The 16672-nt window shown below is 40.7% G+C and carries 17 protein-coding genes; 9 read left to right on the forward strand and 8 right to left on the reverse strand.

Going from position 1 to position 16672, the window contains the following annotated elements; all coding sequences use genetic code 11:
• Window positions 1-366 precede the first annotated feature (366 nt).
• The 5 genes from ACTJKN_RS15365 to ACTJKN_RS15385 form a co-directional block, all read right to left on the reverse strand.
• Complete coding sequence (locus tag ACTJKN_RS15365) at window positions 367-1167, reverse strand: MBL fold metallo-hydrolase (RefSeq protein WP_440826320.1); 801 nt, start codon at window positions 1165-1167, stop codon at window positions 367-369.
• Between the two features lie 487 nt (window positions 1168-1654).
• Window positions 1655-2611 carry an alpha/beta fold hydrolase gene (locus ACTJKN_RS15370; protein WP_440826322.1) on the reverse strand — a complete coding sequence of 319 codons (957 nt, stop codon included), beginning with the start codon at window positions 2609-2611 and terminating at the stop codon, window positions 1655-1657.
• Window positions 2612-2668: 57 nt separating this feature from the next.
• Window positions 2669-3856: an MFS transporter gene (locus ACTJKN_RS15375; RefSeq protein ID WP_440826324.1), complete on the reverse strand. Its 1188-nt coding sequence runs from the start codon at window positions 3854-3856 to the stop codon at window positions 2669-2671.
• A 418-nt stretch (window positions 3857-4274) separates the two neighbouring features.
• The gene (locus tag ACTJKN_RS15380; RefSeq protein WP_440826326.1) at window positions 4275-4853 is read right to left on the reverse strand and encodes a TetR/AcrR family transcriptional regulator; all 579 of its coding nucleotides are present in this window, start codon (window positions 4851-4853) and stop codon (window positions 4275-4277) included.
• Between the two features lie 209 nt (window positions 4854-5062).
• Entirely contained in the window at window positions 5063-5446 is a 384-nt protein-coding gene (locus ACTJKN_RS15385) for a winged helix-turn-helix transcriptional regulator (RefSeq protein ID WP_440826328.1), read from the reverse strand.
• 98 nt (window positions 5447-5544) lie between these two features.
• Between ACTJKN_RS15385 and ACTJKN_RS15390 the strand changes: the two genes are divergently transcribed.
• Window positions 5545-6291: an SDR family NAD(P)-dependent oxidoreductase gene (locus ACTJKN_RS15390; RefSeq protein WP_440826330.1), complete on the forward strand. Its 747-nt coding sequence runs from the start codon at window positions 5545-5547 to the stop codon at window positions 6289-6291.
• Window positions 6292-6422: 131 nt separating this feature from the next.
• On the opposite strand, the gene ACTJKN_RS15395 is transcribed toward ACTJKN_RS15390, so the two are convergent.
• The gene (locus ACTJKN_RS15395; protein WP_440826332.1) at window positions 6423-6794 is read right to left on the reverse strand and encodes a hypothetical protein; all 372 of its coding nucleotides are present in this window, start codon (window positions 6792-6794) and stop codon (window positions 6423-6425) included.
• A gap of 242 nt (window positions 6795-7036) precedes the next feature.
• Between ACTJKN_RS15395 and ACTJKN_RS15400 the strand changes: the two genes are divergently transcribed.
• On the forward strand, window positions 7037-7813 hold the full coding sequence (locus ACTJKN_RS15400) for an NUDIX hydrolase (RefSeq protein WP_440826334.1): 777 nt from the start codon (window positions 7037-7039) through the stop codon (window positions 7811-7813).
• Between the two features lie 203 nt (window positions 7814-8016).
• Here the strand turns inward: ACTJKN_RS15400 and ACTJKN_RS15405 are convergent, their stop codons facing one another.
• Entirely contained in the window at window positions 8017-8877 is an 861-nt protein-coding gene (locus ACTJKN_RS15405; RefSeq protein ID WP_440826336.1) for an aldo/keto reductase, read from the reverse strand.
• A gap of 64 nt (window positions 8878-8941) precedes the next feature.
• Window positions 8942-9811, reverse strand: a complete 870-nt coding sequence (locus ACTJKN_RS15410) for a helix-turn-helix domain-containing protein (RefSeq protein ID WP_440826338.1) — start codon at window positions 9809-9811, stop codon at window positions 8942-8944.
• Window positions 9812-10012: 201 nt separating this feature from the next.
• Here ACTJKN_RS15410 and ACTJKN_RS15415 point away from each other — a divergent pair, with 201 nt between their 5' ends.
• The 7 genes from ACTJKN_RS15415 (at window position 10013) to ACTJKN_RS15445 (ending at window position 16180) form a co-directional block, all read left to right on the forward strand.
• On the forward strand, window positions 10013-10579 hold the full coding sequence (locus tag ACTJKN_RS15415; protein WP_440826339.1) for a peroxiredoxin: 567 nt from the start codon (window positions 10013-10015) through the stop codon (window positions 10577-10579).
• Between the two features lie 150 nt (window positions 10580-10729).
• Window positions 10730-12715 carry a cytochrome c biogenesis protein CcdA gene (locus tag ACTJKN_RS15420; RefSeq protein ID WP_440826341.1) on the forward strand — a complete coding sequence of 662 codons (1986 nt, stop codon included), beginning with the start codon at window positions 10730-10732 and terminating at the stop codon, window positions 12713-12715.
• 11 nt (window positions 12716-12726) lie between these two features.
• A complete protein-coding gene (locus tag ACTJKN_RS15425; RefSeq protein ID WP_440826343.1) occupies window positions 12727-13176 on the forward strand; it encodes a thioredoxin family protein in 450 nt (149 codons plus the stop codon).
• A 36-nt stretch (window positions 13177-13212) separates the two neighbouring features.
• Complete coding sequence (gene msrA / locus ACTJKN_RS15430; protein ID WP_440826345.1) at window positions 13213-13926, forward strand: peptide-methionine (S)-S-oxide reductase MsrA; 714 nt, start codon at window positions 13213-13215, stop codon at window positions 13924-13926.
• The gene (msrB, locus tag ACTJKN_RS15435; RefSeq protein WP_440826347.1) at window positions 13923-14450 is read left to right on the forward strand and encodes a peptide-methionine (R)-S-oxide reductase MsrB; all 528 of its coding nucleotides are present in this window, start codon (window positions 13923-13925) and stop codon (window positions 14448-14450) included. The genes msrA and msrB overlap by 4 nt, the downstream gene beginning before the upstream one ends.
• Window positions 14451-14545: 95 nt before the next feature.
• Window positions 14546-15130, forward strand: a complete 585-nt coding sequence (locus ACTJKN_RS15440; protein ID WP_440826349.1) for a DUF308 domain-containing protein — start codon at window positions 14546-14548, stop codon at window positions 15128-15130.
• 51 nt (window positions 15131-15181) lie between these two features.
• Window positions 15182-16180 (forward strand): hypothetical protein, encoded by a 999-nt coding sequence (locus ACTJKN_RS15445; RefSeq protein WP_440826351.1) that lies wholly within the window; start codon window positions 15182-15184, stop codon window positions 16178-16180.
• Window positions 16181-16672: the final 492 nt, after the last annotated feature.

Here is a 16672-nt window from a genome sequence, read left to right on the forward strand (position 1 = left end):
CATTTTTTTTTTGCAGCCGTCAAATAGACTGATCAATTCTCCCTTACCGATCAAGCAGTCATTAACAGGGCCATAGAAACAATTTGCGCATTTCATTGAAATTTGTTTTTTCCCACTTTGGTGGTGATAAGATAAAAAAATATTATTTTCAAATAAATGCAAATATTATTTTTGCCTGGTCGAGATCAATATTGTCATTAACGTTTACAAAAGTTTAATTTTGTCCAACCAAAGTACTAAAATTCAAAGGTAGCCAACGGTATGCACCGCCATCAGCAACAATGTATCCTAAACCAGGAAAAGACATATGTGGAGCAGCGATTAAATATCCTTTATTTACAATTTCTTTGAACTCTTTCCTCCTAGTCAATGAGGCAGTTGATTGGTCAATATCATAATCAACAGTTGCTTTAGGATTTGCAAATTGTATGGATGCGATATGGACCAAATCGCCATGAATAATACTTGTTTACCAGCATTGCTGAGCAGATATGCACTTTGGCCTGGTGTATGTCCATGGATATCTACGGACGAAATACCTGCCAAAAGCTGTTCCCCAGTATTGAATGTTTTCACCTTTCCCGCATCTATATATGGCTTTAATGCTGATTCGGCAATTGCAAAATAAGGTTCATCTCCTTTACCCGATTTTTTCTTATTTTCCGGATTTAACCAATAAACAGATTCTGGTTTGCTAATATAAACTGTTGCATTGGGAAATGTCCGCTCATTTCCGTTAACAATGCCTCCAATGTGGTCGGCATGACCATGAGTAATCAATACGGCCGTAATATCCTTTGGGTCGAAGCCTACCAACTTAAGGTTTTTTGTTATTTTACCTAAGTCCTGCCCCATGAAGGAACCACTACCGGCATCCACCAGTATAAGCTCGTTATTCACGTGAACTAAAAATGCAGAAAATGTTAATTCTACAGTTGAATCCAAGTGATTTGCATACAACGTTTTCTTTATACTCGCAAGACTCACTCCATGCAAATGTTCATTTACATTAAGGGCATACATGCCGTCTAAAAGTGTTATAACTTGAGCGTTGCCAACTTTTGTAAAATAATATCCTGGCTGCTCATTTGTAACTACAGTTTGTGCTTTTCCAAAAAACACACTGCTTAAAAGCATTGTTGTGAATGCGATTTTTAAGGTTTTCATTTTTAATTCATTTTGATAAAACAAATTCTGATAATCCCCATGAACAAAATAAACCGCATTAATTAAGTCAATATAGGTTGACTCAATTGAGATTAAAAATCGAATTTTTTATCATCAAGTACATATCCTAGGATTATGCGCCTTTTGATATGTAAGACAATTTCGGAATAAGTGAATCTTATAGTTATCAATCTATAAAAGGGTATTGGCTTCTGTACCGAGAAAAGGCCTGAATAAAGCTTAAATCATTTAGCCTTATTTATTGGATGTCAATAATACGGCATATTCCTATTATCCATATGTAGTTATGAAACCCTAAAAAGGCTCATGTTTTTGAGTAGTTATGTGCCAACTACCCAAAAACTTGCCAATAAGCTCCAAGCAGCTCCAGCGACCATTCCTGCAGAACCGCCAATTTGAATAACATTTTTTTCAGTCTAAAAGTACGGCATGATAGTATAGCTACAGATCCTTGGCCTTAAGGTTTTTATTTTCCCTGTTTGTCAAGAAACTCTATCACTAAGCTATTTAGTTCATTAGGAGCTTCTTCCGGTATCCAATGTCCACTAGACTTAATGATCTTTCCGGTAACATTCGTTGCATATTTACGCATCTGGTTTTGCTGGAATTCCCCAAGCCCGCCATTCCCTCCTCCTCCGATAGCCAATGCAGGAATTGTAATCTTCTTTTTTGATAATTCTTTATTATCCATTATATTCTGCGTTAACACCCGGTAATACTCGAAGGCCGCATTCAAACTTTCAGGCTTCGAATATGACTTTGCATACATGCCTAAAAGTTCTGGTGTAAAGGCATCTTTGTTGGATGCATGTTGTTTAATAAAATGCTCAAAGAAGGTATACTCTTTACCAGCAATTAATGTTTCCGCCAAACGGTTTTCAGCCGCAAAAAAACTAAAGTGCCAAACCAGTGCCTCTCCATGAGGGGTGAATGCAGGAAAAGTATACATACTTTCATCAGGGATCGGCGCTTCCATATAAATTACACTTCGTATATTTTCTTGATGCTGAACAAGCATCGGAAAGGTGTTCCAAATGCCGATGTCGTGGGCAACAAGATCAAACTTTTTACCCATCCTATGACTATCGGCAAGTTTGTTAAGAAGTGCAGCGACATCAAGACCTTTGAATGAAGAAGGAACTTGTGATTGCCCCAACCCTGGAAGATCGGGTGCTATCACAGTATGTTTTTTTGCAAGTTCGGACATAAGCTGATGCCATTCATACCAAGACTGACCAAAGCCATGAACGAGGTAGACTAAAGAGCCTTTACCTCCCTTGACATAGTGTAATTTTACTCCGTCCACCGTCTGGTATTCGCTTTTGAAGCCCGCGGGGACTGGAAACTCTTCTTGTGCAAAAACTGGAATTGATGCAAATAAGAAGACGAACATAAAAATGCTTTGTTTTACTAGATTTTTCATTTTGAATTAATTATTGTTATTGAATTGTTTAAGATTTTGTTATCAGCTATTGCGATGCTAATCAGCTTTGATTGCCAGAGTTTTTCGATATAATTTTTTGTCTATTCTAACCCTGAAGAATAGGCTTACCAGCGCTAGGATCCCAAATAAAGCTCCAACCCATGGGCTTGATATTACACCGTACTTTGACATTGCGATGCCTGATGCAAAGGTCCCCACTGAGATACCCAGATTGCCAAATGACGTCTGTAATGTGTTGGAAAATGACTTAGCTTCAGTTGCAGCGGATTGCATGAGGGTGATAGCCGTGATAAAACAGGGGCCGTATAGTAAGCCCCAAATCACAACACCAAGAATGCCATAGATTTTGTTTACGGGACCCAGAGCCATAATCAAAGGGAAAACCAGTGTTCCCAATGCAACCAGGAACACAGTCTTTAACATGCTTTTTGTGAGAAATCTACTTGCCACGGTATTTGCAATAATTCCCATTATTCCGAATAAGAAAAGCAGGGAACCGGTTTCAGCTTCACCAAAAGAATATATCGATTGCAGGTATTTGGCAAAATAACTGTACGAACTAAACCAAGCTGCTATAAGGAAAAAATTGAAGGACACACTCCACAAGAAGTCTTTTTTCTTCAATATCCCAACCTGTTGCCTTACAGATATACTTTTCGCGACCGGATTTGAAGGCATCAGGTAATAAAGGAGGCCCAAAACGACTAAATTCAGGACTGCCTGAATAATATACGCTGAATTCCAACCTAACCAACTTGCGCTGAGCGTTGCTAAGGGAATTGTAGTAACCTGGGCTATTGGGATACCCCCTACTATAATCCCAGTATTCCGGATTTGCGTCTTCGCATCAGCATCCTTTGCTGCCGCCGCCATTGATAAAGAAATGAAAACAGGCTGCAAAAAGGCTGGTATTATCCTAAGAATCAGCAAAATGTTAAAAGGCGGTTCAAAAAATGACACCACATTGGATATCAGAAAGAGGACAGTCGCAACCATCATTACTTTCTTCGCATTCATCGAGGATGTATACAACATCATGAAAGGACCTGTCAATGCGATTACCAAAGCAAATGCGCTCAACAGATAACCTGCCTCATCTATTGTCAGGTGATAAAATTCTGCTATCTGAGGCAGAACACCAATAATTCCAAACTCGGTTGAAATTATACCAACCAGGCCAAGGCAGCCAATGTACGCCAGGCGTTTCGAATCTTTTACTCCCATATCTTAATTATTTGTTGTTTGTATTATCGTTTTGAAATGATGGACATAAAAAATGGGTGTGATCGATATTCCGGATCGGCGCACCATCTCTATATCAAAAATCTGTGTGTTCGGAATGCCTTTTACGTTGTATGGTATAAATGAATTTCAGATTATAAATTTTTAAAATATTCAAAATGAACTAATTATTTTTTACCTATCGTTCTGTTATTTTTTAAAAAAATTTGCTTTGCTGTCAGTAATTTTATAAGCGAGTAATTGGATGGAAGAAATCTCATAATGAAATCTTTCAATTAATCTATATATCACATTCATATTTTAAACATTAGTAAACGGTTCCAAGGTGTGACATTGAAAACTCTTAAATTAGTTACAAAAAATAACCAACCCCTCGTTCCAAAATAAGACAAAAAAAAATTTAAGCCTTTATAACATCTATCAAAAAGTCAGTCAATTGATACAAGCGCTTTTTATCATTAAAAAGTAGATCATTATTCCAAAGCGACGCAAAATTAACTACTACAAAGTAAGCGAGCATCTTGGGATCTTTTTCTGCATTTAATTCTCCTTTTTGCTGTGCGGCTATGAATAAATCTTCAAAAAGCTTTAAAGAATTATTGGCTTGCTGTCTGAGCATTTGGTTCACTTCGTCATCGATGCGGGAAAGTTCAAACGTTGAATTAATGGCCAAGCAGGTTTTGGTATCGATCAAAATAGTTTTGACAACATCCTTGATAATGGTTATTGCTGAATCGAGAGGCGATTTCCCCCTACTGGCAGAAGCATGGTAACTTTTTTCTTTTTCCTCGATGTAATCATGCAAACATTTTAAAAAAAGACTATGCTTATTACCAAAGCTATCATAGATACTACTCCTGTTTATACCTAATGTATCCACCAGATCATTCATAGTCGTAGCCTGATAGCCCTTTTTCCAAAACAGGTCACGTGCTGCCTTTAGCTTTTCTTCATAAACAAACTCTTTGTTCCTTGGCATGGCACAAAGGTATAAATAAAAAACCTATCGTTCCAAATAAATTATTTCTTCTTTTCTCATTAACGTTTCAAGGGAGAAGAAGTAAAAGGTTGTTCGGTTAAGTTTATAATGTTTTAGGGTCTCAAATTATTAAATCAGGTAATTTTTTTAGTGTTTTTTTTGGAAGAAGAACCGGAATGTGCAACCTCAACTGAATACACTAAATTAAATCAAGCAGTAACTCCATTTTTACAAGGTTTCTGCCCTGCCCCCATCCGATATGTGTTTCCCCATTTGGACATGGCATCAAGCACGTCCCTCATAGAAAGACCAATATCCGTCATCTTGTATTCAACCTTTGGAGGGACCTCCGGATGAACGGTTCGGGTTATAATGCCATCACGTTCGAGTTCCCGCAGCTGAGAGACAAGCATACGCTCAGAGATCCCTTCAATAGTTTTTTTTAACTCATTGTATCGCATAGTTCCGTGGATCAAGCGACACAAAATCGCCGGCTTCCACCGACCTCCCATCACACTTAATAAGTTCGCCATACCGCAACTATCATTTATTATCTGCTCATTTAGGGCATTGGTTGATGTTTCTTTTCTCATACTTACTTTTTAATTAGTAACTAACAATTTATGTGTGAAACCCAAAAGTAGCGGTTAGCGATTAAGTTTGTGAAAATTTTGAGCAATAACTTATGCACATGAAAAAATTAGAAAATAAAATTGCGCTTATAACCGGCGGAAGCCGTGGTATAGGCGCGGCGATAGTAAGGCGGTTAGCTGCAGAAGGAGCCAGCGTTGCCTTCACGTATACCAGCGAAAGCTCTTTAGATAAAGCCAGCGCAATAGTTTCTGATATACAGGCATCAGGTGGACGTGCGCTAGCCATCAAGGCTGATAGCCGTCAAGCTGATGAAGTAATCGCTGCCGTAACAAAAACTGCAACCGAATTTGGGGGGCTGGACATCTTGGTAAGTAACGCGGGGGTATCTTATGCAAAAGACATCAGTGAACTTACAATCAGCGATTACGATGAAACTATGGATGTGAATGTAAAGGCCGTATATGTCGCGGTATTGGAAGCCATCAAATATCTGGGGGAGGGTGGAAGAATTATTACTATCGGAAGTTGTATGGGTGACAATGCTATAATGCCCAATAATATGTTGTACACGATGAGCAAAACCGCACTGCAAGGTCTTACCAGAGCTTTGGCTCGTGACCTTGGCCCTAAAGGGATCTCAGTAACTCTGGTACAGCCCGGTCCAACCAACACAGATATGAACCCTAGTGATACGGAGATAGCAGATTTCTTCCGTTCACGGATGGCATTGGGCGAATATGGAACTGCAGAAAACATAGGCGCATTGGTAGCGTTCCTCGCCGGTGAGGAGAGCAAATATATTACAGGAACATTTATCACTTCTGACAGTGGATTTAATGCCTAAAATAGTTACGCCCCCAAGTTGAAATTAAAAAATAAACAAGAGGCTGCAAACAGGCCGCCTCTTGCTGGTCTGCGTTTTGAAGAATGATTATATTGTCGACCGGATGGTATCGATAACCATAAAAACAGGGACTACCTGCCTTCTTTTCTTCGTACTCCTTTTGCCTCGAATCCTGCCAAATTACCCTTGGAATGATCGTTATCAACAGGATCTATAGTGAGCGTTACATCATAACCCTGACTGGTAAAATCAATGGACACTGTTTTTTCCTTCTCGGTCACATTTGTTATTTTTGTCAACACCTGGCCGGTGGAATCCTGGACTACGCCAATTAACTTTCCCTCTTTTCTTTCCAGAACGAAGGTTCTTTTAACATCGCCATAAGGTGTTTTGTAAATAATAAAATCCCATTTCCCTGCATAATAATCTTTTGTTTGGGCCTTAAGTCCCAGAGAAGTAAACAGTCCGAAGAATAGCACAAGGGCTAGTTTAAATTTTTTCATGTCTTTTTAATTTGGTTATAGTTTTGAATTTTAAGCAATCTCTTGTTGAAGCCCGCAGTTGCTCCTTCTCATTTTATATAAAGGTGAAATCGAAAAAAATAAATCATAATACCAGGTGCCAATAGCCCTACATTTAGTAAATTTCACAAAATGAAGATAGGAAGAATATTTTATCATTTAGTGAATTTTACTAAATACTTACTTTCCATTCGTTTGGTCTGGCAAAAACATTATTTTTGAATATGAAAACAGAAGAAGAGTTTAGGGATTTCATACTTAACGGGCACCAACAATATATTCCACATGTCACCATCGATTGTGCTATTTTTGGATATTACAACCAACAGCTCAAATTGTTGCTTATAAAACCCAGGAATATCAATAACTGGGCATTACCGGGCGGTTATATCAAAAGGTCAGAGAAGCTGATAGAAGCGGCGGACCGAACTGTGAAGGAGCGCACAGGTATCGAAAACCTATACCTGCACCAGTTTAAAACTTTTGGAGGGCCCGACCGCATACAATTCGATAAATTTGACAAAGCAAAATGGCAGGAAATTACCGGCCAACAATCTTGGGAGGGAAACTGGCTCTTCAATCCAACAGTTTCCATTGGCTATTACGCAATTACAGATTTTTCCAGGTCTGAATTGCAAATTGATATAAGCACGGAGGAATGCGCATGGTTTGATATCGATGACATTCCTGCTTTAGAATATGATCATGACGAGATTGTAAGGGAGGCATTGCATTCAATGCGTCTTCATCTTTTTCACTATCCCATCGGAATCAATATGCTGCCCGAAAAATTTACATTGAGCGAGATCCATGCACTTTATGAAACCCTGCTCGGAAAAAAACTGGATATCAGTAATTTTCCTAAAAAGCTTATTGCCCTAAACATTTTAAGAAAGCTTGATGAAAAGCGGTATATCGGAGCCCATCGTTCCCCATATTTATACAGTTTTAATAAACAGAAGTACAATCTTGCATTAAAAGAAGGACTTGTGTTGAGTTAAAAATAGTTCTGGCACCACTGGGTATTAAATTATCGCCAAAATCGACGGCTTTAAATGGCGCGCAGCTAGCCTATTGCCCACTGCGGTAAACCTGTTGAAAACAAACGACCGCTGAGCATAGTGAGCCGAGCGGTCGCGAAAAATCTACCTTTAGGATAAAGGCATTACAATTTAAGTAATATTATTACAATCAAAACTATCCATTAAACAGAAAGGTTATCAAGAACCTGTAGGTCGTTTTGATCCAACTCAATTTCAGCAGCTCCAACATTTTCTTCAAGATGGCCAATGCTTGAGGTACCAGGAATAAGCAGGATATTATCGGAATGATGAAGCAACCAGGATAAAGCCAGCTGGTGCATGGAAACCCCTTTGCGATCTGCAATATGCTGTAATTTTTCTGGAATGATGTTCGTTCCTCCACCAATCGGAAACCAGGGTATGAAGGCTATACCCTCAGACCTACAATATTCCAGAACATTTTCCCACTTGCGGTCAAGCACGCTATAGCGGTTCTGTACGGAAACTACTTTAAAAAACTGTTGGGCATGCTTGATTTCCTCAACTGTAACTTCAGACAGACCGAGATGCCTGATCTTACCCTGTTTCTGTGCTGCAGCCAAAAATTCAAAGCTGATCTCCGCAGGAACTTTTGGATCTATACGGTGAAGTTGATAAAGGTCTATCTGCTCCAATTTCAAACGGCGCAAACTCCCATCAAGCGCTTCGTGCAGGTGTTGCGGACTGGCATCGTTGTTAAAGTCTACAGATGGCCCAAGTCTTACCAAACCAGCTTTGGTCCCAATTGTTAAGATTTTCCTATAAGGATGCAGTGCCTCGGCGATCAATTGTTCTGAAACGAAAGGGCCATAAGAATCAGCGGTATCAATAAAATTCACACCCAGTTCTATAGCTCTTTGAAGAACACCAATTGCGTTTTGAGGACTTTCCGGCATGCCGTACAAGTGCGGTCCCGTAAGGCGCATCGCACCATAGCCCATACGATTGACCTCGAGATCGCCGCCCAATAGGTAAGTTGATCTAAATTTTGTTGAAGTTTTCATAAGTTCATTTTATAAATACAAAATTACCTCAGATCACTTCTTAAATTGAAGACTTTTCAAACCACTATTTATACTTTTCAAAGTTTTTTCGAAAATTGGATGGCGTTACCCCAGAATACTTTTTAAAGAAACGATTAAAGTAACTCTGGTACTCGAAACCAAGACAAAAGGCAATCTCAGCAATGCTGTAGCTAGTGAAACTTAACAGCGATTTTGCTTCCGAAAAAATCAGTTCGCTGATATGTCTTGTTGTAGATTTTCCTGTCGCACTTTGAACAGCCATATTCAAATGATTCACATGCACAGCTAATTTATCCGCATAGTCTGAGGCCTTCTTTAATTTGATGGGCTGCAATGGCATATCTACTGGGAACTGCCGTCTCAGTAAACCGTTAAAAGCTGTGACAATTCTTGAATGGCCGCTATCTATAGAAATATTAGGCGCTCTCATCTGGATAGCCTTATGAAAGATCAGGCTCAAATGACTCCTGTAAAGATCTTCCTTTTCATAATAGTCGGTTTCACTGTCCTTATGCATATCAGCAAACAACCCGGTTAAAAATTGTAGTTCCGCCTGTTCTAGAAAATACGCCGGCGATTCCTGTTCAGTAAATATGCGGCCTGCTAAAACGCGCAACCGCGAATCTGATGTGATAAAACCATCATCAAACACGCAGAAATAACCCTTATTGGGTATTGTGAGTTCAGGCACCGACCAAGTACAGGGCACCATGGGGTTTAGAAAGATTATGACTGGCCTATCTATACTAATGGAATCAATCGGACCGTAACGTAACTGGCAAGGCTCACCACTGATCACAAGGCCGATCTTGTAAAAGTCCCTCCGGTGATAAGATTGAAGCGTACATCTGTTTTCTCCGATAGCAGCAATCCTAAACTGTCCATTTGAACTTTTAAGGGCGGTTGGCATCATACACAAAATTATACATTTCAAATCATAATCTGATCAACAATATTGTCTATGTAAAAAAAACTATAAACAATAAAGCCTTTAGTATTATCCGAAACAGCTACAGCTCGAAAAAAAACATAAATTTTAACTTAAGTGAAAATCGCGTTATTGGAATACCCTGATATTTGGAAAATAAGTTAATTATTAATTTTCAAAATCGTTATGAAAGCAATCTTCAAGAAAAATTTATTGATCGGCCTGATCGCAGCAAGCACTTGCGTAGGTCTTGGCAACACAGCAATGGCGCAAGATGCCCCAACAGAAATGACCACATTGAAACAGGGAGAAAAAGTACCGGACTTCACCCTGATGGACCAGAACGGAAAAGCGTTCAAATTAAGTAAATACAAAGGCAAAAAGAAGCTTGTTATCTTCTTCTACCCTAAGGATGAGAGCCCGGTATGTACAAAAGAGGCTTGTGCATTCCGCGATGCTTATGCAAAATACAGCGATGCAAATGCATTAGTGATCGGTATTAATAACGGTACTGTGGCAAGCCATAAAGCCTTTGCGGATAAAGAGCACTTGCCATTTACCCTATTAAGCGATCCGGACAACAAAGTATTGAACTCTTTTAAGGTTAAAGAGCAGGACTTCGGCAACAATATGAAAGTTAGCGGACGCGAAACCTTTATCGTTGGCCTTGACGGAACAGTAGTTTACAGTTTTAGGGATTTCATGAAAGGTGATGAACATTCTAAACAGGTTCTGGCCTACCTGAACAAATAGACCCAGTTTTCCTTTGATGAAAGAGCCGCTCACATGAAGCGGCTTTTTTTTTCCTTTTTTTTCTCAATGTTAACTTAAGTTAAAAATTGAAAGTTTTGCGCAGACCACCTTTGTAGCGGCGGATGATCCCGTCCACAAATACGACACACAATGAAAAAAATTATTATCCTATTTCTATGCCTGTTCACAATGCAGGCGTTCGCACAAATTGAAAAACCGGTGCACTGGAAGTTTGCATCCAGCCGCATCGGCGAGAACAGGTTCGCTGTTTCTTTTGCTGCCACCATCGATTCAGGATGGCATGTATATTCCCAGTTCCTTAAAAGCGGTGGACCGATACCTACCTCTTTCAAATTCGAAAATACTCCTGGGATTCGCCTGGTTGATAAAGTGACCGAAAAGCCCGCTGCAAAAAGCGGATTTGACAAATCCTTTGAAATGACCATCACTTATCATGAAAAAGAGGTTGTCTTCACCCAGATTGTCGAGACAAAAGATCCTGCTGCAAAACTGACGGGCTCTCTCACCTTCATGGTCTGCAGTGGTCAGAAGTGCCTTCCCCCAAGTGATGTCGATTTTGATGTGCCATTAAACGGTGGTACTTTGCAAACAGCACAGGCCAAAACAATAAGCACGGGCAATACCACTCCCGAAAAACTAAAAGAATTGCCTGTCAATGCTAAAAACGTTCATGACAATTCTCTTTTGGGAATATTCTTAGCAGGTTTTCTAGGAGGGCTCGCAGCATTTTTCCTGCCATGCATCTACCCTATGGTTCCATTAACAGTTTCTTTTTTCACAAAAATGTCGGGTTCCAAATCCAAAGGTATCCGCTCTGCAGTTATATACGGATTATCCATTATCGCCATATACGTAGGGCTCGGCCTGCTGATCACCGGGATTTTTGGAGCATCTGCATTGAACGAGGCAGCAAGTAGTGCTGCGTTCAATCTCTTGTTCTTTGTAATACTGTTGGTCTTTGCCTTTTCATTCCTGGGGGCATTTGAAATCACACTCCCATCATTCCTGGTCAACAAAATCGATCAGAAATCAGAGGGCGGCGGCTGGATCGGGCTGTTTTTTATGGCCTTTACCCTGGCCCTGGTTTCGTTTTCATGCACAGGCCCCTTGATCGGGACGTTGCTTGTAGAGGCTGTGAGCAAAGGAAGTTATCTGGGACCTGCAGTAGGCATGTTCGGTTTTTCGTTCGCGCTGGCTTTACCGTTCACAATGTTCGCAATATTCCCTTCGTGGCTTAAAGGACTTCCCAAATCAGGAGGTTGGCTGAATTCGGTTAAGGTGTGCTTAGGCCTTTTAGAGTTGGCACTGGCATTCAAATACCTCACTAATGTTGATCTTGCCTACCATTGGGATCTGCTGAGCCGTGATATGTTCCTGGTGATATGGATCATTATTTTCGGGGTACTTGCCTTTTATCTCTTTGGAAAAATCAGGTTAAACCATGATAGCGAAGTAAGTTCCCTATCTATCCCAAGGCTGGTTCTGGGGATGTTTGCACTGGGCTTTACACTATACCTTGTACCTGGACTTCTGGGCGCACCACTTAAAGGTATCAGTGGCTGGCTTCCTCCGCAGAGCACACAACAGTTTACGCTATCTACGGGCGGATCCCCTGCTTCCGCAACGCAATCAAAAAACCGTAAATATGCCGGTCTGTTCCATGCACCTGACAATATCGATGCATTTTATGACTATGAAGAGGGTCTCGCCTATGCAAAAAAAGTAAATAAGCCGGTACTATTGGATTTCACCGGCTGGAGCTGTACAAACTGCAGAAAAATGGAAGCTTCCGTGTGGTCAGATGCTGACGTACTTAGGCGCCTGAAAAATGATTACGTGCTGATCTCTCTTTATGTAGATGACCGCACATCACTCGAGGATTCAGAGAAATATACTTCGAAGGTTTCCGCCAAGGCCATAAAGACCATCGGACAAAAATGGAGTGATTTACAGGAAACCCGATTCAACACCAATGCGCAGCCATTTTACGTGGTACTCGGTCCCGACGGAAAACAGGCTGCTGCCCCAAGGGCATTTGATCTTGACATCAAAGCCTATACTGACTTCCTTGATAAGGGAATTATCGCTGCCGGAAACAAATCAGTTCAAAATTAAATAATCATAACATGAAAAATCAATCTTTTAAAATCCGCTTATTGGCACTTTTGGTAATGCTTTTGGCAACATTAGGCGCTGTTAATTCAAATGCACAACAGGCTTCAGGGCCAGAGATCAAGTTTAGCACAAAAAGCTATAAACAGGTACTCGCCGCTGCAAAGTCAGGTCAAAAAATGATATTTATTGATGCCTTTGCAACTTGGTGCGCTCCATGTAAAGAGCTCCGCAAAACAACTTTCAAGGATCCTAGAGCAGCTGAATATTTCAACAAAAATTTTGTCAGCTATAGCGTAGATGTGGAGAAAGGCGAAGGGATCGACCTTGCAAAAAAATGGCAGGTTGAAGGACTTCCGACACTTCTTATCCTAGATAAAAACGGAAAGGTACTGGCCAGCCATACCGGTTATGTAGATGGAAAAGGCCTGATGGAGTTTGCTGGAGAAGTGTCTGGAAAATAGCAAAAAGAGATCGGATCAATATTTAAATTCATTAAAATGAAAAACAATCCAATTTACCTTAAAGGGGTCAATGCGGTAAACGCAAGACGGTCCCGATCCAGCAAATCAATGTTCAGGCTTTTTATCGGCATATCTGTTGTTTTTTTTGTCTTAAGTCTGGTTTTGAATATCGGTTACACAAAAGCAGAGGGTAAGATTAACCAGATGGGAACAGTTCGCCTGGACACGGCAACCTTCGCTTCGGGCTGCTTTTGGTGCGGAGAAGCTAAATTCTCTGCCCTTAGGGGTGTGCTCAAAGTTACATCAGGTTATACTGGAGGAAGAACTCCGCGCCCGAGCTATGAACAGGTGTGCACAGGAACAACGGGCCATGCTGAAGCTTTCAATGTAATTTTTGATACTTCTGTTATCACTTACGATGAGTTGCTTGAAGCCTTTTTTATGTCCCATGACCCAACCCAGCTCAACCGCCAGGGGAACGACGTAGGTACGCAGTACCGATCGGCTATCTTCGTTCACAATCAGGCGCAGGCACAAAAAGCAAACTACTATATCCGCCAGCTGACAGAGCAGAAAATATACCAGCAAAAAATAGTAACAGAGGTAACCCCGTTCAGGATATTTTACGACGCTGAGACTTATCACCAGAATTACTATAAAAATAATCCCGGACAGGGCTATTGCCGTTACGTGATCCAGCCCGAGTTGGAAAAGTTCAAACACATCTTTAAAGAAAAACTAAAAAAATGAAAAAAATCCTAATCTATTGCAGCATTCTGATGCTTGCCAGCCTAAGCAGTTTTGCACAGAATGAAAAATCTTCAAGTGGCCACGGAAACAACCCATGGTATTCAAATACAGATACAGCAAAACTGAATGTCAGCAATGCGGAATGGAAAAAAGCACTTTCCGCTGACCTTTATGCTGTGGCACGCGAAAAAGATACGGAGCGTCCCTTTACAGGTAAATACTGGAAAAGTTCGACCAGGGGCACTTATTATTGTGCGGTTTGCGGAAACCTGCTGTTCAGATCGGACGCAAAGTTTGCCAGTAGCTGTGGCTGGCCCAGCTTTTACGAACCCAGCAGAAAAACTGCTGTGCGCTATCAGAATGACAGCTCCAACCAGATGCAGAGAATAGAAGTATTATGTGGGCGTTGTGACTCGCATCTTGGTCACATCTTTAATGATGGGCCGGCGCCTACATACAAACGTTTCTGCATGAATTCGGTATCCCTTGATTTTGAACCGGACGGTAAAAAGTCAAGTAAGTAATACTCCATTTTCTGACCGGATTTTAACTTAAGTGAAAATCCGGTCAAAAAATTAAGTTCACCTTTGAACAAAAGAAAATATTAAAAGATCAACTCATGACAAATCAATCCAATTTGAGCGTTTCCAGCCAGGCTGTTGAAACCGCAAGATCATTAAGGAAATTATACTTTTCCCGTGCAGGATTTTCCATCCTGTGGGTAATCCTGGTAACGGCCTTAGCAAAAACAAATGCAAGCATTGCAACGGTCCTTTTTATCATCTACCCGGCATGGGACGTTATCGCAACGTATTTTGATATCCAGGCAAATCCAGCAAACTCAAATAAAACACCTCAATATGTAAATGCAGCTATCAGTACCCTGACCACTATTGCAGTGATACTGGCCCTTCAGCAGGGCATCCCTCAGGCGATTATGGTTTTCGGCGCCTGGGCAATATTGGCGGGGCTAATCCAATTAATTTTGGGATTGCGCAGACGCAAAGAACTAGGTGGCCAGTGGCCAATGATTTTGAGCGGAGGTCAATCGATGCTTGCCGGTGGGGTTTTTATCGCAACTGCGCACAAACCCGATCAGGGTATTGCATCGTTGGTAGGTTATGCTGCTTTCGGGGCATTTTACTTCATCTTAGCTGCGATCAGACTTAATAAAACCATTAAATCCGGCCCAGTTGCAGGATAATGCCCCGATTAAAAATTCTCTTATCCAATAATAAAACCGCCACCAAAATTTATGAAAATTAATATCCTGCTGTTCGTTTTACTCTTCTGGAGTGCGGGCACTTACGCCCAAAGCATGTTCAGCATGTCGAGTTTGCATCCGGCGGACACGTTAACCAGCGAATCCCATGAACAGGCGATCCGCTATCCTTCTCTCCGTCAGGTTTCTGTGTCTGCAGACTTGTTTGGTACGGGAGGCTTTGAATCCAAGATGAATGACAAAGATTTATCTAGCGGAAAAACCCGCAATGCACGGATCAGCTCTTTTTTCTCGCTGCCTATAGCCAGCTGGAATGGTAACGTGATCGGTGCGACTATTTATCATACCGAACAGTTTTTCGATGTTAAGGAAGCAGAAAACCGCTTAACCTCTCCGCAGGTAACTCTTGGCAATATTTCCAAAAGCACGCTTGGGCTTTCGCTGAATTTTTCAAGAACGGATGCTATTTTTCATACCCCGGTGATCTATTCTGCTGTGTTTACCGGATTATCTGATAATTTGAAAACATTAAGAAGATTTAACTTTAACGGTAGCGTTTCCTTTCCATTGAAACGTACCCCGGACACCTACCTTTCTGTAGGGGCTCTGGTATTGATTGACCAGTCTGCTCCTGTACCGGTATTGCCAACGGTCAATTATTTCCGTAGGCTGAACAGTAGTGGACTTCAACTCATCGTAGATTTCCCTCAGGGTGCATCTTTAAAACAGGCATTATCGCGTAACGCTTGGGTTTATATAGGCAGCACAGCAAATACCTATGCCTCATTTTACAACTCCGGCGATCCGGCATTGCCAGAGCGCTTCAGCTATAACACCATTGAGATCAAAAGCGGACCGGGGTTTGAATACCTTTTTGGCAAGTACCTTATCCTAGGGTTAAACGGTGGAATCAACAATGTTGTCTCTGCAAGAACAATAGCAAAAGGCAGTAGCTATAATGATGCATTGATTAAAACAACCGGTAAATCCACCCCATACGCTGAGTTCAGGATTTCTCTTTTGCCTTTCTGATCATCCCATGGTTAGATAGGTAGCCAGAACTTTATTGTTCTGGCTTTTTTTTGCCCATACGAACCCATAGTGTTCTTTACGGTCAAAAGGAATAAATTGACACTGCAACAAATTTTCTAATCCATCCTGATGATCATCGTTTTTATATCATGATTTAAAGAACCGAAAAGCTACAAAATGGATTCCATTCCGATTCGTCAAAATGTTTTTTTAAAAGATATAAATTAATATGAAAATCGGCACTTCCTTAATTTTCTATACAACAAATCTGCCGACAACCCCGAAGCTGAAGTACTAGTACGGGAGTCAAAATAGGTTTAGCCCATATCGTATAATTGCTCCTACAGACTCAAATTACAAAATAGATTGATTTTATCGATCAGCTCACATTTTGCAAAAAACAAATCCCGTAAAAAATTTACTTTCACGGGATTTCCATTAATAAACTCTCTTCAAGGGCCATTCTGCCAAAATTAAATCTACTTACGCAAT

The organism is Pedobacter sp. 22163 (assembly GCF_052045595.1).
Classification (GTDB): domain Bacteria; phylum Bacteroidota; class Bacteroidia; order Sphingobacteriales; family Sphingobacteriaceae; genus Pedobacter.